At 34.2% G+C, this 20,900-nt stretch carries 17 protein-coding genes; 13 read left to right on the top strand and 4 right to left on the bottom strand.

All coding sequences use genetic code 11. The features are described 5' to 3' along the window. Position 1: 1 nt before the first annotated feature. Both ABJI11_RS09650 and ABJI11_RS09645 read right to left on the bottom strand, forming a co-directional pair. Entirely contained in the window at positions 2 to 2,662 is a 2,661-nt protein-coding gene (locus tag ABJI11_RS09650) for a DNA gyrase/topoisomerase IV subunit A (RefSeq protein ID WP_348351613.1), read from the bottom strand. Positions 2,663 to 2,687: 25 nt separating this feature from the next. Next, the gene (locus ABJI11_RS09645) at positions 2,688 to 4,553 is read right to left on the bottom strand and encodes a DNA topoisomerase IV subunit B (protein ID WP_348351612.1); all 1,866 of its coding nucleotides are present in this window, start codon (positions 4,551 to 4,553) and stop codon (positions 2,688 to 2,690) included. A 238-nt stretch (positions 4,554 to 4,791) separates the two neighbouring features. Here ABJI11_RS09645 and ABJI11_RS09640 point away from each other — a divergent pair, with 238 nt between their 5' ends. Further along, positions 4,792 to 5,697: a J domain-containing protein gene (locus ABJI11_RS09640; protein WP_348351611.1), complete on the top strand. Its 906-nt coding sequence runs from the start codon at positions 4,792 to 4,794 to the stop codon at positions 5,695 to 5,697. A 1-nt stretch (position 5,698) separates the two neighbouring features. After that, positions 5,699 to 5,992, top strand: coding sequence for a chaperone modulator CbpM (locus ABJI11_RS09635; RefSeq protein ID WP_348351610.1), 294 nt, complete (start codon positions 5,699 to 5,701; stop codon positions 5,990 to 5,992). On the opposite strand, the gene ychF is transcribed toward ABJI11_RS09635, so the two are convergent. Further along, positions 5,989 to 7,083: a redox-regulated ATPase YchF gene (ychF, locus tag ABJI11_RS09630; protein WP_348351609.1), complete on the bottom strand. Its 1,095-nt coding sequence runs from the start codon at positions 7,081 to 7,083 to the stop codon at positions 5,989 to 5,991. The two genes, ABJI11_RS09635 and ychF, sit on opposite strands and share 4 nt — an antisense overlap. Positions 7,084 to 7,285: 202 nt before the next feature. Between ychF and ABJI11_RS09625 the strand changes: the two genes are divergently transcribed. The 3 genes from ABJI11_RS09625 (at position 7,286) to ABJI11_RS09615 (ending at position 12,066) form a co-directional block, all read left to right on the top strand. Then, a complete protein-coding gene (locus ABJI11_RS09625) occupies positions 7,286 to 7,864 on the top strand; it encodes a sigma-70 family RNA polymerase sigma factor (RefSeq protein ID WP_348351607.1) in 579 nt (192 codons plus the stop codon). Between the two features lie 57 nt (positions 7,865 to 7,921). Next, positions 7,922 to 8,938, top strand: a complete 1,017-nt coding sequence (locus ABJI11_RS09620) for a FecR family protein (RefSeq protein ID WP_348351605.1) — start codon at positions 7,922 to 7,924, stop codon at positions 8,936 to 8,938. Positions 8,939 to 9,303: 365 nt separating this feature from the next. Next, positions 9,304 to 12,066, top strand: a complete 2,763-nt coding sequence (locus ABJI11_RS09615) for a TonB-dependent receptor (RefSeq protein WP_348351635.1) — start codon at positions 9,304 to 9,306, stop codon at positions 12,064 to 12,066. A 170-nt stretch (positions 12,067 to 12,236) separates the two neighbouring features. On the opposite strand, the gene ABJI11_RS09610 is transcribed toward ABJI11_RS09615, so the two are convergent. Continuing rightward, positions 12,237 to 12,587, bottom strand: a complete 351-nt coding sequence (locus ABJI11_RS09610; RefSeq protein ID WP_276493100.1) for a 4Fe-4S dicluster domain-containing protein — start codon at positions 12,585 to 12,587, stop codon at positions 12,237 to 12,239. 89 nt (positions 12,588 to 12,676) lie between these two features. Here ABJI11_RS09610 and ABJI11_RS09605 point away from each other — a divergent pair, with 89 nt between their 5' ends. The 8 genes from ABJI11_RS09605 to ABJI11_RS09570 all read left to right on the top strand — a co-directional run bounded on the left by ABJI11_RS09605 (position 12,677) and on the right by ABJI11_RS09570 (position 20,882). After that, entirely contained in the window at positions 12,677 to 13,741 is a 1,065-nt protein-coding gene (locus ABJI11_RS09605) for an acyl-CoA reductase (RefSeq protein WP_348351603.1), read from the top strand. A 70-nt stretch (positions 13,742 to 13,811) separates the two neighbouring features. Further along, a complete protein-coding gene (serC, locus tag ABJI11_RS09600) occupies positions 13,812 to 14,876 on the top strand; it encodes a 3-phosphoserine/phosphohydroxythreonine transaminase (protein ID WP_348351601.1) in 1,065 nt (354 codons plus the stop codon). Between the two features lie 61 nt (positions 14,877 to 14,937). Next, the gene (locus tag ABJI11_RS09595) at positions 14,938 to 15,888 is read left to right on the top strand and encodes a D-2-hydroxyacid dehydrogenase (RefSeq protein ID WP_348351599.1); all 951 of its coding nucleotides are present in this window, start codon (positions 14,938 to 14,940) and stop codon (positions 15,886 to 15,888) included. Positions 15,889 to 15,958: 70 nt separating this feature from the next. Then, positions 15,959 to 16,591: a DUF937 domain-containing protein gene (locus tag ABJI11_RS09590; RefSeq protein WP_348351597.1), complete on the top strand. Its 633-nt coding sequence runs from the start codon at positions 15,959 to 15,961 to the stop codon at positions 16,589 to 16,591. 67 nt (positions 16,592 to 16,658) lie between these two features. After that, positions 16,659 to 17,123 (top strand): DUF6146 family protein, encoded by a 465-nt coding sequence (locus ABJI11_RS09585; protein ID WP_348351595.1) that lies wholly within the window; start codon positions 16,659 to 16,661, stop codon positions 17,121 to 17,123. 30 nt (positions 17,124 to 17,153) lie between these two features. Continuing rightward, entirely contained in the window at positions 17,154 to 17,468 is a 315-nt protein-coding gene (locus ABJI11_RS09580; protein WP_348351593.1) for a DUF6787 family protein, read from the top strand. Between the two features lie 431 nt (positions 17,469 to 17,899). After that, positions 17,900 to 20,293, top strand: a complete 2,394-nt coding sequence (locus ABJI11_RS09575) for a TonB-dependent receptor (RefSeq protein ID WP_348351591.1) — start codon at positions 17,900 to 17,902, stop codon at positions 20,291 to 20,293. A gap of 34 nt (positions 20,294 to 20,327) precedes the next feature. Continuing rightward, positions 20,328 to 20,882: a type 1 periplasmic binding fold superfamily protein gene (locus tag ABJI11_RS09570; protein ID WP_348351589.1), complete on the top strand. Its 555-nt coding sequence runs from the start codon at positions 20,328 to 20,330 to the stop codon at positions 20,880 to 20,882. Positions 20,883 to 20,900 lie beyond the last annotated feature (18 nt).

The raw sequence follows: 20,900 nt of genomic DNA, 5'->3' as shown, positions 1-20,900 counted from the left end.
GTTAATCAAATAAAGTTGGTTCATCAGCAGAAGCACCATCTTCACCTTTAGACTTTTCGGTTTCTTCACCAGACGCAACAGACTCTTCATCTACGACTTCCATATTTTCTACTTCCTCAGGAACTTCTGATTGGTAAGGTAAAGGGTCTAGAAGATTTATATTTTTAACCTTTTCTGTAATGAATTGATTGCCTAAAGCTTTAATTCCTTTAATCGATATAAATCCTTCAACATCAACTGATTCATTTTCCTTTGCCTCCTTGCCTCTAGGTTTAGGAAATTCAATTTCAACCATTGGCTTCCAATCTGTAGAAACAAGTTCTAAATATGATTTTGGATGCTCAGAGATAAATAGCTCTTCTTTGTTTTCGTTTTCTATTAAAAACCTTTTGATATAATAGCGCTCTTTTTCACCTTCCCAATATATAGCCGAAATAGGCTTTTCAGGTATCCATTTCTCCAACACTATCATGTCATCATCAAAATGAGAAGTCAGTACCGGTAAAAATGTTTTTACGACTCCTTTTTGATTGATCACTAAGATTAAGTCATCACCTTTAAACTCGCCAAGCAATTCCCCTCTACCATCTACGTTCAATCTACGAACAACATCATCAAACCAAATTTTTCTAGGCTTAAGCGTAGATACTCCTTTTTCTTTTAACTCAATTCTTTTAACAGAGTACTTGGTGACAATATTCCCTTTAGACGCCCTACCCTTAATTAGCACATCTGAAAAGTCAATATCCCATTTCAACTTCTTAATACTACCCACCTGACGAAGTAAAACCGTGATTACTTCAGCTTCCCCATTAGGGTTAGCAGAGAAATATAATACTTGTGATCCAGCCTTACCTGTTGTTAAATCATATTCCCTATCTCTAGTGATACTTGTTACATTAAAACGTTTAATGTATGTAGGACCACCTTTTCCATCTTTATAAACAAGATTATATGTAGTACGTTTATCTTTCTTCTTAAATACTGCAACATGAATAATTCCCTTGCCAACAAATATTTTAGAATCTACTTTTGACACCATCATCTTACCAGAACTGGTTATCATGATAATATCATCAATATCACTACAGTCGGTCACATATTCATCTTTCTTCAAAGATGTACCAACAAATCCTTCTTCCCTATTTACATAAAGCTTTGTATTTCTGATAGCAACCTTAGTTGCCTCTATGTCATCAAAAACACGAATTTCAGTTAATCGACCTCTATCTTTACCGTAAGTTTCCTTTAGGTTCTGGAAGTAATTAATTGCAAATTCAATAAGATTAGCCAAATGATGTTTCACCTCTGCAATACGCTCTTGCAAACTCTCTAGATGCTGCTGAGCTTTATCTAAATCAAATTTTGATATTCTTTTAATACGTATTTCCGTAAGTCTGGTAATATCTTCTACCGTTACGGCACGTTTTAAATGTTTTGTAAAAAGAGCCAAACCTTTATCTATAGCATCTATAACACCTTCCCAGGTTTCCTCCTCTTCAATATCACGATATATACGGTTTTCAATAAAAATACGCTCTAAAGAAGCAAAATGCCATTGCTCTTCAAGTTCCTTTAATTGAATTTCTAGCTCTTGTTTCAATAAATCTACAGTAGAATCCGTAGATCTTCTAAGCATTTCGGTAACACCTATAAACAAAGGCTTGTTATCTTCAATAATACAGCCAAGAGGAGAAATAGACGATTCACAAGACGTAAAAGCGTACAAAGCATCAATGGTTCTATCTGGTGAAATACCAGATGGAAGATGTATCAATATCTCAACATCTGCCGCTGTATTATCCTCAATTTTTTTGATTTTAATCTTGCCCTTATCATTCGCTTTTAGAATAGAATCAATTAAACTACCAGTATTAGTGCCATAAGGTATCTCATTGATTACTAGCGTATTCTTATCTAATTGGGAGATCTTTGCACGAACCCTAATTTTACCACCCCTGAGTCCGTCATTATAATTGGTAACATCTATAATACCAGCAGTTGGGAAATCTGGATATATTTTGAATCGCTGTCCTTTTAAATGTTTTATGGAAGCATCAATAAGCTCTACAAAGTTATGGGCAAGTACTTTTGTCGATAAACCAACGGCAATACCTTCAGCACCTTGAGCCAGCAATAAAGGAAACTTAACAGGCAGATTAACAGGCTCTTTCTTTCTTCCATCATAAGAAGATTGCCACTCTGTAATTTTAGGACTAAAAATAACTTCTAAAGCAAACTTAGAAAGCCTAGCCTCAATATATCTTGAAGCAGCAGCCCTATCACCTGTTAGAATGTTACCCCAGTTCCCTTGAGTATCTATCAACAGGTCTTTTTGTCCAATTTGCACCATTGCATCTGCTATACTAGCATCACCATGTGGGTGATATTGCATGGTATGACCAACTACATTAGCCACTTTATTATAACGACCATCATCTAGCTCCTTTAAAGAATGCATAATACGGCGTTGCACAGGTTTAAACCCGTCCTCTATTGCAGGTACCGCTCGCTCTAAAATCACATAAGATGCATAATCTAAGAACCAATCTTTATACATGCCAGAAACTCTGGTCAGTGCTTCAGAGGAATCTGAATGTTCATTATTCTCTTCAGAAAGGTTTTCGTTTATTTCTTCGTTCAAATCGTCATTTTCTCCCATTCAGAAGCAATCGTATTAATCTAGTTTATACTACTTTATCTTCAATTAAATCTACTTCAACTTTAAGGTTGTTGATAATAAATTTTTGTCTGTCAGGTGTATTTTTACCCATATAGAAACTTAATAGTTCCTCAATGGACATCGCCTTGTCAAGCATAATAGGCTCTAACCTAATATCGTCACCTATGAAATGCCTAAACTCATCTGGTGATATTTCTCCCAATCCTTTAAATCGAGTAATTTCAGGTTTACCGGTTAATTTGTTTATTGCCATTTGGCGCTCTTCATCACTATAGCAATAAATAGTTTCTTTTTTATTTCTAACCCTAAATAATGGAGTCTGCAGAATGTACAAATGATTCTCTTTTATTAACTCAGGAAAAAACTGCAAAAAGAATGTAATCAATAGCAAACGAATATGCATACCATCTACATCGGCATCGGTTGCAATTATGATATTGTTGTATCGCAAATCTTCAATAGACTCCTCTATATTCAATGCGGCCTGCAACAAATTGAATTCTTCATTTTCATACACAATCTTCTTAGACATACCGTAAGAGTTCAATGGCTTACCCTTAAGACTAAATACGGCCTGTGTATTTACATCTCTAGATTTTGTTATAGAACCAGATGCTGAGTCCCCCTCCGTTATAAACAAAGAAGTCTCTAATCTTCTATCTTTCTTTATATCACCTAAGTGAATTCTACAATCGCGAAGCTTTTTATTGTGCAAACTCGCTTTTTTCGCTCTATCACGAGCTAATTTTCGAATACCGGAAAGCTCCTTACGCTCCTTCTCTGCCATCATAATCTTGCGCTGAAGTTTTTCAGCGGTATCGGCATTTTTATGAAGGTAGTTATCTAAATATTTACCAACGAAATCATTAATATAGGTTCTTACTGTCGGGAAATTACCTCCCATTTCCGTAGATCCTAATTTTGTTTTGGTCTGACTTTCAAAAACAGGCTCCATTACTTTAATGGAGATTGCGGAGATTATAGATTTTCTAATATCTGAAGCATCATATGATTTGCCATAAAAATCACGAATAGTTTTTACAATAGCTTCTCTAAAAGCAGCCTGGTGCGTTCCACCATGTGTTGTATGCTGACCGTTTACAAAAGAATGATATTCTTCACTGTACTGTGTTCTACTATGTGTAATGGCAACTTCAATATCATCGCCCTTTAAATGAATAACAGGATAAAGCATATCCTCAACATTGTTATTATCCTCTAGAAGATCCTTAAGTCCGTTTTCAGAATGAAATTTTTCACCATTGAAAACAATGGTCAATCCCGGATTAAGGTAAACATAGTTTTTAAGCATGCGTTCCACATACTCATTTCTATATTTGTAATTTTTGAAAATAGAATCATCTGGAATAAAAGTAACCTTTGTACCTTTTCTTTTACCAGTTTCCTCAGGACCAATTTCTTTCTCTAAGTTACCAGAACTGAACTGAGCCGTTTTTAGTTGATTATCTCTTGAAGATTGAACTTCAAAAAAACTAGATAATGCATTTACCGCCTTGGTACCTACACCATTTAAACCCACAGATTTTTTAAAGGCTCGGCTATCGTACTTACCACCAGTGTTCATTTTAGAAACAACATCTACTACCTTGCCCAAAGGTATACCACGACCATAATCCCTAACCTTGACCACTTTATCCTTAATAGATATTTCAATGGTTTTACCGGCCCCCATAACGAACTCATCAATACAGTTATCGATAACCTCTTTCAATAAAATGTAGATGCCATCATCTGCTGACGAACCATCTCCTAATTTACCGATATACATACCAGGTCGTAATCGGATATGTTCTTTCCAATCAAGCGAGCGTATGTTATCTTCAGTATATTGAGTTGTGTCTTGAGACATTTAAGAAAGTTTAAGAAAGTTGCGTTAAAGATAGCACCACTCAGCAAAAAATAAAACACCTATCTGTTAAAGTAATTAACAATAAATTGATGCTTATTGTTGATAGCCATTACCATAATCACCGTAACCTAAGAATCAATAAAGCTAAAATCTATCATAAACGAGTTACAAATTACTGACAAAAGTCATTGTCGAAAAATTGTTCTTTTTATACCTTTAAAGTAGATTTTTAATAATTATGGAATTTATTGATTACTACAAAATTCTTGAAATTGACAAGAAGGCGTCACAAGCCGATATTAAAAAGGCATATCGAAAATTAGCACGTAAGCTTCATCCAGATTTAAATCCGAATGACAAAACTGCACAGGAAAAATTTCAACGTATTAATGAGGCGAATGAGGTTTTAAGTGATCCCGAAAAAAGAAAGAAATACGATCAATACGGTAAAGACTGGGAACATGCCGATGCTTTTGAAGAAGCAAAAAGAAACCAGCGCAGTTCTTCTAGCGGAAATAGAAGAAGCTATTCTAGCGCTAGCGGATCAAATGAAGATTTTTCAGATTTCTTTGAATCAATGTTTGGTGGTACCGGCGGAGGTTTTAGCAGTGGCGGCAGACAAAGATCAAGTCAGTTTAAGGGGCAAGATTTAAATGCAACTTTAAAATTAAACCTGTTAGACATTCTTGAAGACCAAAAGCAAACTTTAGACCTAGGCTCTAAAAAAATTAGAATAACCATACCGGCAGGTGTTGAGGATGGGCAAACCATTAAAATCTCTGGATATGGAGGCGAAGGTGTAAATGGCGGACCCAAAGGAGACCTCTACTTAACCTTTGAGATTAATAACAACACCAACTTCAAAAGAGTAAAGAGCGATTTGTATAAAAATGAACCTATCTCATTATACGATGCAATTTTAGGTAGCTTAATTGAGGTAGAAACATTGACAGGCAAAGTAAAACTAAAAGTGAAGCCTGAAACTCAGAATGACATTAAAGTAAAGCTAAAAGGAAAAGGTATGCCAGTTTACAAGAAAAAAGGAGCTCATGGAGATTTATATATCACCTACAAGGTTATCACACCAACTAAGCTTTCAGAAAAAGAAAAAGAATTATTTAAACAACTTTCAGAATTACGATAATATGAATTCAGAAGACTACATACAAATAGATATATACTGCCAACAAACTCAAACTCCAATGAAATTCATAGACGACCTTCTTGAATTTGAAATGATTGAAGTACAGCAAATTGAAAATAAAATGTACGTTGAACCACAATTTATAGTGGAGATTGAACGAATATATAGATTACGGGAAGACCTTGGCATTAATATGGAAGGCATAGACACCTTAAACCATATGATAAAAAAAGTCAACCGATTAGAGCAAGAATTAAAACAGCTACGTGACCGGTTGACTATATACGAACATTAAACGTTAAAACGGAAATGCATTACATCACCATCTTTAACGATATACTCTTTACCCTCTACTCTCATTTTACCAGCTTCTTTTACTTTTGCTTCACTACCAAAAGTAACGTAGTCATCATAAGCAATAACTTCAGCACGAATAAATCCTTTCTCAAAATCAGTATGTATAACTCCCGCAGCTTGCGGAGCTGTCGCCCCAACAGGGATTGTCCAAGCACGAACTTCTTTAACACCAGCAGTAAAGTAAGTTTCCAAATCAAGTAATTTATAAGCTCCACGAATTAGTTTAGCAGAACCTGGTTCCTCTAAACCTAAATCTTCCAAAAACATTTGGCGCTCATCATAGGTCTCTAGTTCTGTAATATCAGCCTCAGTACCTACCGCCAAAAAGATAACCTCTGCATTTTCAGCTGCAACTGCTTCTTTTACTTTTTCAACATAGGCATTACCGGAAACAGCGCCATCTTCATCAACATTACAAACATACATCACCGGTTTATCTGTAATAAACTGAAGTGGCTTCACAAATTCTAGTCTAGACTCCTCTTCTATTTCAATAGCCCTAACAGAAGTACCTGCTTCTAACCCGTTTTTCACAGCTAATAATACAGCTTCTTCCTTTTGAGCATCTTTATTACCAGTTCTGGCAGCTCTTTTTACTTTTTCCAATTTCTTTTCCACAGTCTCCAAATCTTTCAACTGAAGCTCCATATCTATAGTTTCTTTATCTCTAATTGGATCTACATTACCGTCAACGTGAACTATATTGTCATTATCAAAACAACGCAACACATGCAAAATAGCATCTGTTTCACGAATATTTCCTAAAAACTGATTTCCTAAACCTTCACCCTTACTGGCTCCTTTTACAAGACCGGCAATATCAACAATCTCCACAGTTGCAGGCAGCACTCTTTCTGGATCTACCAGTTCTTCTAATTTTTTCAATCTTGCATCTGGTACATTAACCACGCCAATGTTAGGCTCAATAGTACAGAATGGAAAATTTGCGCTTTGCGCTTTAGCATTAGACAAACAATTAAAAAGTGTTGATTTACCTACGTTTGGCAATCCTACGATACCTGCTTTCATAATTTAGAATATTTCAAGGATGCAAATATAGTTTTTACTAGTAGATTTTACATTCAAAATTTTACCTAACATTTATGATAGATTTTGTACTGATTATTTAAATATTATGCAATTTTATTAGCTTAACGACAGTTAAACTAAAGTTTTTTAACACATTTTAGGAAATAATTATTACTTTGCTATCAGCAACATGTAATAATATATGGAACTTCATTCTGATGAAACAATATGTTATTTCTTTAAAAAGGGCGAAGCCAATGGCTTTAGTCTCCTTTTTAAGAAGTATTATCCGCAATTATATGTGTATGGCTTAAAATTGAGCAATAACCAGGAATTAACAGAAGATTGTCTTCAAAATTTCTTTATCCAGTTGTTTGAGAATCGAGACAAACAAAATTCAATTAACAATTTAAAAGCATACTTATTTGTATCCTTTAAAAGAAGATTAATAAAGCAATTACAAAAGAATCAAAATAACGTTCCTATTTCAGAAGCACAGCTTTTTAAATCTAATTTCACGTTTTCTGCAGAAGAAATATCTATTCACCAAGAAATACAATTTCTTTGCACCACTACCCTAGCCAACCTTATAAACAAACTATCTCCTAGAGAAAAAGAGGTTTTATACTTAAAATATTATAGTGGCATGAAAAATTCTGACATTGCGGAAGTAATGGATATGAACTACCAAAGTGTTTTAAATGTACTTCAAAAAGCACTATCCAAACTTCGTAAATTATCTGAAAATCAGCACATTAAAAATATTTTGAAAAAAAATTAAAAAAAGTAGGGTATATTTTTAAGAATTAAACCTCTTATAAATGGAATACCATACTAAATGAACAACAAAAACAAATTCAACTTATATTATTTTTTATCTGATTCTTCATTTGAAAATTGGGCAAAAGGTCTAAATAAAAATGATATTACCTACTGGAATAATTGGTTAAAAAATCACCCAGAACATGTAGTTACGGCCGAGAATGCCAAAGACATTATAATAGGTATAAAATTTGATCAAAATTACCCTAGCAATGACAAGGTAAATGAAGCATTATCAAATGTTCTTCCTAAAATAAACCTTAATCTTGAAAATAATACAAACAAAAAGAAAGCACGCACTTTATATAGTACCATATTTACTGCTGCAGCCGCTGTAATACTGGTTTTATTAACCTGGACGAGTTATTCTTATTTTACGAATAACACAAACACTACACATAAGACTAATTTTGGAGAAATCATTGATTTAAAATTACCAGATGGTACTTCTGTAGTTCTTAATGGAAATTCCAAAATTTGGTATGACAATGAAAATCCACGACTTATACACTTGAAAGGAGAGGCTTATTTTAAAGTAAAACCAATACCGAGTACAAATGCAAAATTTTGGGTAATTACAGATGACCTTAAAGTTGAAGTTTTAGGCACACACTTTCATGTAAATACTAGAAAACAAAAAACTAATGTAGTCCTTGACGAAGGCTCCATTCACCTAGAACTTAAAAATGGCGAAATAACCAAAATGATTCCCGGTGAAATAGTTTCATTCTCTAAAGAGAGTAAAAAGCTCACACATAAAAAAGTAGATATAAAAACTCCATATGCGCTATGGCGAGGAGGCACCTATGCATTCAACGAAATTCCCCTGAAAGAAGTGATGTTCAATCTGGAAACCACTTACGGCCTAGAGGTCAAATATGAATCTGAACACTTAAAAGAAATACCCATATCCGGTGGTATTCCTAATCAAAACTTAAAAATATGTATTGCCGCAATTGAAAAAGCAACAGGTACTAGAATTATAAACAAAGAGAACACATTACTAATACAAGAGAACCCTATTATTAACTAAACTATTTATTTATGAGAACAAACAAACTTATGAGATTACTGCTTGCAGTAATGCTTTTTTCAAGCATTACTAGCGTAACAGCAGCTGATGAACTCAAAGAAAATGTAACTCTAAGCGAATTTCTTAACGAAATTAGTGCCAAGCACGAGGTTTATTTTACATACAACCCAGCGCTAGTCTCATCGACCAGCTTAAACCCTGAGGAATACAAATTTCCTGTATTAGATAAAATTATCCACAAACTAGAACGCAAGACTAGTTTTGATTTTGAATATCTAGGCAATAAATATTATGTGGTGTACCATAAAAAGGCGGAAAGAGCTAAAGTTCTTAAAATTAATTCCGCCACTAACGGTATTACCGCAATGACTTTGAATAAAAAAATTCAAAATAGTATTACCGGTACAGTAACTGATGATTCTGGTATGCCACTAGCAGGAGTTAATATTGTAGAAAAAGGAACAACAAACGGCACTACTTCTGATTTCGATGGAAACTATACTATTAACGTATCTAGTGACACTAAACTTGTATTCAGTTATATTGGTTTTGCAACACAAGAAGTATCAACAGCAGGAAAGAAAACCATTAACGTGCAACTCTCTGAAGGTATGCAACTAGATGAATTTATTGTTGTTGGTTCTCGTACAGCACCTAGAAGTAATGCAGATACGCCTTTACCTGTAGATGTTATTGGAGCTAAAGATTTAAGCTCAACGGGTCAAGCAACTTTTGATAAAGCTTTGCAATATAAAATTCCATCTTTTAACACAGTACAAACACCTGTAAATGATGCTACTTCTTTATTGGATCCTTATGAAATTAGAAACATGGGACCATCTAGAACATTGATATTAATTAATGGTAAGCGTAAAAACTTAAGTGCCTTATTATACACACAAACATCTCCTGGACGTGGTGAAACAGGCGCAGATATTTCTGCAATTCCTACAGATGCGATTAAAAGAGTTGAAATACTAAGAGATGGTGCTTCCGCACAATATGGTTCTGATGCCATTGCCGGTGTAATGAACATTATCCTAAAAGATTCTCCCAATGAAGGATCTGCAACAATTAGAACTGGTATTACTTCTGAAGGTGATGGTGAAATGTTTGGCGTAGCTATTAATAATGGCTCCTCCATTGGTGAAGACAAAGGTTTTATAAACTATACCATAGATTTATCTAAAGTAAACCAAGCTAATAGACCAGGCACAGTAGATGCCGCAGGTGAAGCTGCCGATTTTGGGGCAGATATTGCTGATGTTCAAGAATTTTTATCAAGAGTCCCAGATGCAGGTAATATTAATGGTTCTCCTGAAACTGCCGCAGCTAAATTCTCACTGAATTTAGGTTATGAACTAAGTGAAAATACTTCTCTTTATGGTAATGCAGCATATGTTTACAAAGCTGTAAACAGTTTTGCAAACTACAGAACTCCATACTGGAGAACTCTTGATGATGATCCTTATCTAGCAGATTTCTTCCCTGGTAACAACCCAAATAATGCAGGTGGCTATGACGGTTACTTACCAACATTTGAAGGTTTATTAAGTGATTATAATGCTACAATAGGGTTCAAATCGACTATTAATGATTGGAACGTTGATGCTAGTTTTACAACAGGTGGAAACTTACAAACTTATAAAGTAAACAATACACACAATAGAAATGTTGTTTATTCTCCATCAGTATTCATAGATGCAAATGGAAATGGCTCTGTTGATGATGGTGAAATTACGGAAGGATCGGAACTATATAGAGAAAATAGTCAGCAATCATTTGATCCAGGAGGAACAAGATTCTCTCACAATGTAGGAAACATAGATATTTCAAGATTATTATCTGATAAAGTAAGTATTGGTGTTGGTGCCGAGTTCAGAACCGAGACTTTTGAAATCATAGAAGGTGAATTAGCTTCTTATGATGGTGGTGGTGCAGATTCATTTGCAGGTGCTTCCCCTCAAAACTCAGGAAAGTTTAACCGTTATAACATTGGTGGATATTTAAGTTTAGATTATGATGTAACTGATGCTTTCTTATTAAGTGGAACTATTAGAACAGAGAATTACTCTGATTTTGGTAACACATTTATTTATAAGTTTAGTTCTCGTTACAAGTTTAGTGATGCATTTACATTAAGAGGTTCTATATCTTCAGGATTTAGAGCTCCTACCCTACACCAAATCTACACGCAAAAAGCGCAGTATAGCTTTGTACCAGGTCAAGGTATACAAGTTGGTGGTTTAATCAACAATGTATCTACACAAGCTAAATTATTGGGTATACCTCAATTAGATGCTGAAACATCTACAAACTTTACAGTTGGTTTTGGTGGTAAAATATCTAAGTTTAGCTATACTTTTGATTACTATAATATTGCTGTAAAAGACAGAATTGTTTTAGGAAATGAAATTGGAGGTAGCGGAGATGCTACTAATCCGTTAGATATTCTTTTAGCAAACAACAACTTAAGTGATGTTAGTTTCTTTTCTAATGCCATTGATACAAAAACCTCTGGTGTAGATGTAGTTCTTGCCTATAAAGGAATAGAAATTGGAGAAGGTAGTTTAGATTTAAACTTATCTGGTAACTATACTATACAGAATGAACTTGACGGACCTGTAAAGGACATCGATTTAGTTGCAAACTCTGGTCAGTCTGTAGTAAACCAAACACAAGAAGCATTGTTCTTTACTTCAAGACCTAAAACAAAATGGATTTTAGGAGCAAATTATGAAATTAACAAATTCGGTTTCTCTTTAAACAATACGTTATTTGGTAAAACAAGCTTTTTTCAACAAGGTTTAAGTACTGATGCAAATGGTAATTTCAACCTTGGTACTGAATTCGACCCTAAAGTAGTTACTGATTTGGGTGTTAATTTTAGTGCTTCAGAGAAGTTAACGATAGCACTTAACATCAACAACTTGTTAAATGTATTACCTGAGTGGAATTTTGTTTCTCAGAATGCTGCAGGAGATGCTATTTTGGCTGACCCAGCACAGACACAAACACAATCTAACCTGATAACTTTCAACCAACGTTATTCTCAAATGACGTATGATGGTTACCACTTTAGTCAACTAGGTACAATGTTCAACCTATCGTTGAATTATAAATTTTAGTTTTGATTTAGTTTATTTAAAAAAAGCTACCTATTGATTTAGGTAGCTTTTTTCATTTAATATAAGTACGTTAAGTGATTTAAAATCTATTACTGCATATTTAACACAGAACACTATTAATTTCACCTACAGGAAAAGACCAATTCAAAAAAGGTCCTCATAAATACAGTTTACTCCGGGTGCATAAAACGTTGCTTTGCTAAAAGCACTTCTTCGGTTTCTACATTATCATCATCTGGCACACAACAATCTACTGGACAAACAGCAGCACATTGAGGTTCTTCATGAAAGCCCATACATTCTGTACATTTATCTGGTGCTATGTAATATACTTCATCACTAATAGGTTCTTGAACATCGTTGGCATCAACTTCTTTACCATCTGGCAACACAACATTACCATCCAAAGAAGTACCGTCAGCATATCTCCATTCATCTGCTCCTTCATATATTGCGGTATTAGGACATTCTGGTTCACAAGCCCCACAATTAATACATTCGTCTGTTATTATAATTGCCATAATTTCTTCTACGTTAAAATGCCCAAAAAAGAACGGGCATGCTTATTTTTGCACAAAGGTAATTCCTAGTGAACTAGTATACAAATATAATGACCCATAGCAACCCTAGTATAGAAGCTTTTGTTAAACTTGGAAATTTTCTGAGAACATTTTGTGATTTAGTCACAACTAATACCATTTCCGAGCATTTAAATGACAAATGGATTGAACGATTTAAAACTGAAGCCGAAAGAGCACAACATTATAATGGATGGTTTTCAGAAGAAAATTGTATTCATGCCTTTCAAGAATGGGGCAATACGCTCACAAAAGATAGTATAGACAATTGGTTAAGCGGTTATGATTTAGAATCCAATAAAGAAAAGACCGTAGCCTTAATAATGGCAGGTAATATTCCTTTGGTGGGTTTTCACGATCTTCTTTGTGTCTTAATCACCGGAAATAAGGCGCTGGTAAAACTATCAAGTAACGACCAAAAACTTATACCCCTACTTATTGATTATCTAACAGAGATAGAACCTATTTTTAATGACAGGGTGACTTTCACAAAAGAAAAGCTTGAAAATTATAATGCCGTAATAGCAACCGGCAGCAATAATACTGCAAGATATTTTGAATATTACTTTAGTAAAAAACCTAATATTATTCGTAAAAACAGAAACTCTGTAGCGGTACTTAACGGTAAAGAAACAACTGAAGAACTAACAGCTTTAGGTGAAGATATTTTTAGATATTTTGGATTGGGATGCAGAAGTGTCTCAAAAATATATATTCCAACAGATTACACGATAGATACATTCTTTAAAGCAATGTTTCCATATAACGATATTATAAACCATAATAAATATGCCAACAATTACGACTACAATAAGGCGGTTTATTTAATGAGCGAGTTTAAGATATTAGATAACGGTTTTCTTATCTTAAAGGAAGAAGAAAGTTTCGGCTCCCCTATTGCATCGTTATTTTATGAATATTATGATGACATTTCTAGCTTAAAGTCAACTTTAAAAAATCAAGAAGATAAAATTCAATGTATTGTATCTTCAGGCTTTACTGATGGGGAAATTTCATTTGGCAATACTCAAAAACCATCATTAAGCGATTATGCCGATGGTATAGACACGGTTGATTTCTTGTTGAGAACATCGTAGAATTAAATACTGTTACGTATAGACAAATCTTGAAAAAATCCTGACATTTGCATCCTTAATTTACACACAAATGAAAAAACATAATTTTAGCGCCGGTCCTTGTATATTACCAAAAGAAGTATTGTTAAAAGCTTCTGAATCAGTTATGGACTTCAATGGTTCTGGACTTTCACTTGTAGAAATTTCACACAGAAGTAAAGATTTTGTTGCCGTGATGGAAAATGCAAGATCTTTAGCACTAGAACTATTAGATTTAAAGGATAAAGGATATAAAGCACTATTTCTACAAGGCGGAGCAAGTCTTGAGTTTTTAATGGTTGCATATAACTTATTGGAAAAAAAAGCTGGGTATTTGAATACTGGTACCTGGAGTGATAAAGCAATAAAAGAAGCAAAATTATTTGGAGACGTAGTTGAAGTTGGATCTTCAAAAGATGAAAACTTTAAATACATTCCTAAAGGATATTCAGTACCAACTGGTTTAGATTATTTACACATTACCTCTAACAATACCATTTTTGGAACTCAATTTAAGAAATTTCCAAAAACAGATTGCCCGTTAGTTTGTGATATGAGTTCTGATATTTTTTCTAGAACTATGGATTTTTCTCAGTTTGATTTAATCTATGCAGGTGCACAAAAGAACATGGGTCCTGCAGGGACAACATTAGTAATTGTTAAAGAAGACATTTTAGGTCAAGTTTCTAGGAAAATTCCTTCTATGCTTGATTATCAAGTGCATATTGCAAAAGATAGCATGTTTAACACTCCGCCAGTATTTGCTGTATATACATCAATGCTTACTTTAGAATGGCTTAAAAACCTGGGTGGTATTACCGCTATTGAAGAAGTGAATGAGAAAAAAGCTAGATTATTATATTCTGAAATAGATTTAAACCCTGTATTCGAAGGTTTTGCAAATATTGAAGATCGCTCTTTAATGAACGCAACCTTCAATATTACAGATGAGGTTTTAAAATCAACTTTTGACAGTATGCTAAAAGAAGCAGGGATTAATGGCTTAAACGGTCACCGCTCTGTAGGTGGTTATAGAGCTAGTATGTACAATGCCCTTTCATTAGAAAGCGTTGGCGTATTGGTTGATGTAATGAGTGAAATGGAGCGAAAAGGGTAAACAAGTACATTGCAAAACCTTGCAATTACAACCTACTCCACATAAAATTTTAGAATAATATATGAAGATATTAGCAAATGATGGTATTTCTCAGAACGGTATAGCCGCATTAGAGAAATCAGGATTTGAAATTTCAACAACAACTGTTGCTCAAGAACAGCTTGTCAATTATATAAACGAACATAAGATTGACGCCTTATTGGTACGTAGTGCTACTAAGGTTAGAAAAGATTTAATAGACGCCTGCCCTACCTTAAAACTAATAGGTCGCGGTGGTGTTGGCATGGATAATATTGATGTTGATTACGCAAAGGAAAAAGGTCTACACGTTATCAACACACCTGCAGCTTCATCAGAGTCTGTAGCAGAATTGGTTTTTGGTCATCTTTTTGGTGGTGCTCGTTTTTTATACGACGCCAATAGAAACATGCCATTAGAAGGTGATAGCAACTTTAAAGGACTTAAAAAATCATATTCAAAAGGAACTGAATTAAGAGGTAAGACTCTTGGTATTTTTGGTTTTGGAAACATTGGTCAGGCAACCGCAAAACTTGCCATTGGCGCAGGTATGAATGTGTTGTATTGTGACCCTGAAGTGGACCAAACTAGTATTGAACTTTCTTTTTTTGATGGTCAGACAATGACATTCAATTTAAAAAATACAGCAAAAGAAGATTTACTTCAACAAGCAGATTACATATCATTACATATTCCAGGTCAAGACAAGTATGTACTTGGTAAATCTGAATTTGCTCAGATGAAAAAAGGTGTAGGCATCGTAAACGCTGCCAGAGGTGGAGTTTTAGATGAAGTTGCTTTGATTGAAGCTTTAGAAAATGGAACAGTAGCTTTTGCAGGCTTAGATGTTTATGAATCTGAACCAAAACCAGAAATTAAAATATTGATGCATTCCAGTATTTCTCTTTCACCACATATTGGTGCAGCTACATTAGAAGCTCAAGAGAGAATAGGCCTAGAATTGGCAGAACAAATAATATCACTGTTAAAATAGCATCTAAAAAGTCAATATTGTTAACGCTTTTTCGTATTTTACAGCATAAACATTAAATTAACTAATTACAATGGCAGGATTATTAGATTTACTAAATAGCCCAATGGGGCAACAATTAATTAGCGGAGTTGCAGGTCAAACAAATCAACCAGCAGACAAAACTGCAAACGTACTAAGTATGGCTATGCCACTAATACTTGGCGCTATGAAAAAAAATGTTTCTACCCCAGAAGGTGCTCAAGGCTTAATGAGTGCATTATCCAGTAATCATTCAGGTGGTATTTTAGATAACTTAGGCGGTCTTTTTGGCGGTGGCGTTGATGATAGCGTAATGGCAGACGGCGCAGGTATTTTGGGTCATGTGTTTGGTGACAAACAACCTCAGGTAGAAAATGCCCTTAGTGCAAAATCTGGTTTAGATTCTGGATCAGTTGCACAAATTCTAAAAATAGCTGCTCCTATTGTTATGGGAATGATAGGAAAGCAAACTGCTGAAAGTAATGTAAGTGACAGTACTGGCATGAATGCTCTTTTAGGTAGCATGTTAGGTGGACAACCACAAGAAAATCAAAGCTTAATCACTTCTTTGTTAGATGCGGATGGTGATGGCAGTATTTTAGACGATGTTGCCGGTATGGTAATGGGCAGCAATAAAAGTAGTGGCGGTATCGGAGGTCTTTTAGGAGGTCTATTCGGTAAATAATTTTATAAAATTCTATTTATATAACCCGCTTGCAGCTGCAAGCGGGTTTTTTTGTATCTTATATTCTATGAAAAAGACCTGTTTACTATTTCAGAATTTGTTTTTACTTGCTGTGCTTGCATCATGTATGGTTAGTTGCGGATCTACAAAAGAATCATTATCTATATCTAGTGATGAAGAGCAGGCCTTTAAGCAAGTTGAAGGTGACACCATTACCATTTCAAGTAATACTACAGAATACGAAATAATTATTATAGAACCAGGTTTTAATGTCTGGTTAAGCTCGGTTGCAAAACCTGAGGGGTATTATTCTCAAAGCTTTCTTGAGAATAGAAATTACATGATGGTTTTAGAATGGAACAATAGAGTTATACAACCCTCTAGATTTGACCCCAATTTATATGAACTACAAATTGATTATTCTAGCCAAATAGACTATGGGTATGAAGTCAACTATAAATTATATAATTATTTCATCTATTTTCAAAGAAAGTACAATCAACGATTAGGACCTTTTGTACCCCGTATATAAAAAGTATATTTGCGGCATTTAATACATGTCATGCAAAAATTAAAAGAGCGCTGGGGCGTAACCAGCAATTTTCAATTAACCATTATTTTTATTGTATTTGCCATTACAGGATCATCTTCTGTCTTTGTTGCTAAACCTTTTTTAAATTTAATAGGCTTACAACAAGCTAATTTTCCTGATGCATGGTGGGGAACAACAATCTACTGGATTTTACGAATTCTTTTAATTTTTCCTTTTTATCAGATACTATTAGTAATATACGGCTGGTTATTTGGACAATTCAAATTCTTTTGGGCTTTTGAAAAAAAGATGCTAACAAGATTAGGTCTAGGTTTTCTGTTCTAATTAATTTTGTTAGGTTTTATTTAACATTCAATTCTACTTCTTTTAGTAATTTAGCTCTGTGAAGAAATCAATATTTACATATTTTTCTGTGTTTATTTTGTTTTGCCTTATGTTAATTAAGGTGATTTCTTTTCACATTTATACACATCAAGACAATGAGGTCGACTCGATAGAAAATTGCAGCATTTGTGATTTGGCAGTAGAAAATTATAATTCAGATTTTACCTTTGTTGCGACTTTAGTTTTTATCCTATTACCATTAATCGCTTTTACAGGTGAAAGAATATCACCCTTAGTATTTGATGCTCCTTCCTTTTCTTTTAGGCATGCTCTATTTGGCAGACCTCCCCCTTTCCTTAGTTAATACCCTATCTAAAGAACTTATCGATTTACATTTCTGTAACGATATACATAAGCGCTAAACTTATATAATGAAATTATATTTATATGTTTTCGCAATCTTCTGTAGCTCAGCGATGTACGCTCAAGATTGCAATTCAATTTTATTAGGAGAAATAGTTGATTTCCATGACAACAGTACGTTGAGTGGTGCAACTATTAATATCACTGGTAAAAATCTTTCTACAGTTTCTAAAGACAATGGAAAATTTACCTTTAAAAATCTATGTGATGGAGTTATAGAATTAGAAATATCACACCCAGAGTGTACCACCAAATTTGTTACTGTTAGCATAAATGGTAACACCTTTTCTGAGATTAGACTAGAACATCATTTAGAAGAGTTAAAAGAAGTGAAGGTAATTGGCGATATACCTAAAAGTACCAACTCTGCACAAGAAAATGTCTTATCCGTAAAAGATATAGAACGAAACAGCGGTAATAGTTTAGGCGATGCTTTAAAGAAAATTGCAGGTGTTTCAACCTTGAACACTGGTGGAAATATTGTTAAACCAGTAATACAAGGTTTAAACGGTAGTAGAATCTTAATTCTAAACAATAACGTACGCATGCAGGACATGGAATGGGGAGAAGAACATGCCCCTAACGTAGATGTCAATGCTAACCAAAACATTAGCGTTATTAAAGGAGCCGCTGCAATAGAATATGGTGGTGATGCTATTGGCGGAGTAATTGTACTAGAACCATTGCCTGTGGTTAGAACAGACTCTTTATTTGGTAAAACACAATTAAATTTTTCATCAAATGGTCGTGGCGGTAACGTTACATCTTCGCTGACCAAATCATACAAATCTGGGTTATACATAAAAGCCCAGGGATCTTACAAAAAATTAGGAGATTTAGAAGCACCGGATTATATACTTTCAAACACTGGTATTAATGAAAGTGGTTTATCATTAAATATAGGAAAACGTGATTTTGAACAAGGCTGGGAAGGGTATTACTCTTACTTTAATTCAGAAATCGGTATACTGAGAGCCTCACATATTGGTAACGTAGATGATTTAATTAATGCCATCAATAGTGATGTACCTAGTATAATCAATGATTTTACTTATGATATTACCCAACCTTACCAAGATGTTACCCACCATTTAGGAAAACTTAGCTACTATCGTAGGTTTGAAGGATTTGGAAAATGGACTACTCAATATGATTTTCAGCAAAACAGGAGATTTGAATATGATATACGTGTAGGTGATGATGCAGACAAAGCATCGTTAGATTTAAAACTAACAACACATTCTGTTTTAACCAATATTAAACTTGATGCTAAAGAAGGTTTTGACCTCAAAGTAGGAGCATTAGGTAGATATCAAACCAACTTTGCAAATCCTGATACAGGCGTAAGAAGATTGATTCCTGATTATGATAAGTACGATTTTGGGCTTTTCACTATTGGTAGCTATGAACTCAATAATGATTGGACTTTAGATGCTGGGGCTCGTTATGACTTTAGTAGAATAGATGCAAAAAAATTCTATAGAGTTTCCCGTTGGGAAGAACGTGGATATGATGTAGACTTTGCCGATATCATTATTGAAGATTTAGGTACTCAATTACTTGTTAATCCTGTTTTTGACTACCATAATTTCTCTGGCACAGCAGGATTGCATTACAAATTGAATGATAAAGATCATTTACGTCTTAATTATGCTTATTCACAAAGGGCTCCAAATCCGTCAGAATTATTCAGCGATGGTCTACACCATTCTGCGGCACGTATAGAATTAGGCGATTTAAGAATTAAAAGCGAAACATCATCCAAACTTTCAGCATCTTTAGAAAGAAACATCAGTACCTGGGGCTATACTGTTGCTCCATTTCTAAACAGTATAAAAGACTTTATACAAGTTGAACCAACAGGGGTTGAATTCACGATTAGAGGTGCTTTTCCTGTATGGTCTTATAGACAGACTGATGCCGTACTATTAGGTGTAGATGCTTCATTATATAATAATTGGTCATCACATATTAGAACAGATCATAAGTTTGCTTGGGTAAGAGGAACAGATACAGAAACAGATACGCCACTTATAAATATACCTGCTGCAAATTTTACTAATAGTATTAGATATACAAACCCTAAATGGAACAACTTTCTTGTTAGTTTAGAAAGTCAGTATGTATTTGAACAAACAAGATACCCAGATAACATTGAGGTATTTTCTCCAGAACAGCAAGAAAATGTAATATTGGATATCAATACACCACCAGATGCTTATCACCTTTTATCACTGAACACCGAAGCATCTTTTACTATAAAAAATAAAAATGATTTAAATATAGGTCTTAGTGCAAGCAACCTATTAAACACCAATTATCGTGATTATCTAAATCGCCAACGATATTTTGCAGACGATATGGGCAGAAATATAAGTCTCCGCCTAATTTTTAACTATTAATAATAATTACTAACAAATGAAAACAAGTAAAACTATGAAAAGAAACAAAGCATTAAAAACAGTTTTAGCATTGAGCTTAATGGCAACAGTAATGACATCATGTTCTAGTGATGATGATACACCAGAAATTGTAAACGAAGAAGAGATAATTACCACAATGACAGTTACTTTAACTAGTGCTAATGGTACTGCAATATTGAAATCTCAAGATTTAGATGGAGATGGTCCAAATGAACCTGTTATATCGGCAGACAATTTAACAGCAAATACAATTTATTCAGGAAGTATTGAATTGTTGAACGAAACTGAAACTCCTGCAGAAGATATTACTGAAGAAGTAGCTGAAGAATCTGATGAGCACCAATTTATCTTTGGATTGTCTGGTTCTATTGCAGATTTAACTTATTCTGATGAAGATGAAGACGGAAACCCTATAGGTCTTGAATTTGAATTGACTACTGGTGATGCAGGTTCAGGTTTATTAACTATTACACTACGTCATGAGCCAACAAAACCAAACGATGGTACTTTGGCTGATGCAGGTGGAGAAACTGACATTACTCAAACTTTTGAAGTAGTAGTAGAATAAGTATACGCTACCGCTTAA

The organism is Maribacter sp. (assembly GCF_039968975.1).
GTDB lineage: Bacteria > Bacteroidota > Bacteroidia > Flavobacteriales > Flavobacteriaceae > Maribacter.
The sequence above is the reverse complement of the archived record's forward strand: the minus strand, read 5'-3'. Positions and strand labels throughout refer to the sequence as shown.

Bases quoted from the DNA above. Each gene is read 5' to 3' on its own strand.
- ABJI11_RS09650 (WP_348351613.1), bottom strand. From the start codon at position 2,662: ATGGGAGAAAATGACGATTTGAACGAAGAAATAAACGAAAACCTTTCT.
- ABJI11_RS09645 (WP_348351612.1), bottom strand. From the start codon at position 4,553: ATGTCTCAAGACACAACTCAATATACTGAAGATAACATACGCTCGCTT.
- ABJI11_RS09640 (WP_348351611.1), top strand. From the start codon at position 4,792: ATGGAATTTATTGATTACTACAAAATTCTTGAAATTGACAAGAAGGCG.
- ABJI11_RS09635 (WP_348351610.1), top strand. From the start codon at position 5,699: ATGAATTCAGAAGACTACATACAAATAGATATATACTGCCAACAAACT.
- ychF (WP_348351609.1), bottom strand. From the start codon at position 7,083: ATGAAAGCAGGTATCGTAGGATTGCCAAACGTAGGTAAATCAACACTT.
- ABJI11_RS09625 (WP_348351607.1), top strand. From the start codon at position 7,286: ATGGAACTTCATTCTGATGAAACAATATGTTATTTCTTTAAAAAGGGC.
- ABJI11_RS09620 (WP_348351605.1), top strand. From the start codon at position 7,922: ATGAACAACAAAAACAAATTCAACTTATATTATTTTTTATCTGATTCT.
- ABJI11_RS09615 (WP_348351635.1), top strand. From the start codon at position 9,304: ATGACTTTGAATAAAAAAATTCAAAATAGTATTACCGGTACAGTAACT.
- ABJI11_RS09610 (WP_276493100.1), bottom strand. From the start codon at position 12,587: ATGGCAATTATAATAACAGACGAATGTATTAATTGTGGGGCTTGTGAA.
- ABJI11_RS09605 (WP_348351603.1), top strand. From the start codon at position 12,677: ATGACCCATAGCAACCCTAGTATAGAAGCTTTTGTTAAACTTGGAAAT.
- serC (WP_348351601.1), top strand. From the start codon at position 13,812: ATGAAAAAACATAATTTTAGCGCCGGTCCTTGTATATTACCAAAAGAA.
- ABJI11_RS09595 (WP_348351599.1), top strand. From the start codon at position 14,938: ATGAAGATATTAGCAAATGATGGTATTTCTCAGAACGGTATAGCCGCA.
- ABJI11_RS09590 (WP_348351597.1), top strand. From the start codon at position 15,959: ATGGCAGGATTATTAGATTTACTAAATAGCCCAATGGGGCAACAATTA.
- ABJI11_RS09585 (WP_348351595.1), top strand. From the start codon at position 16,659: ATGAAAAAGACCTGTTTACTATTTCAGAATTTGTTTTTACTTGCTGTG.
- ABJI11_RS09580 (WP_348351593.1), top strand. From the start codon at position 17,154: ATGCAAAAATTAAAAGAGCGCTGGGGCGTAACCAGCAATTTTCAATTA.
- ABJI11_RS09575 (WP_348351591.1), top strand. From the start codon at position 17,900: ATGAAATTATATTTATATGTTTTCGCAATCTTCTGTAGCTCAGCGATG.
- ABJI11_RS09570 (WP_348351589.1), top strand. From the start codon at position 20,328: ATGAAAAGAAACAAAGCATTAAAAACAGTTTTAGCATTGAGCTTAATG.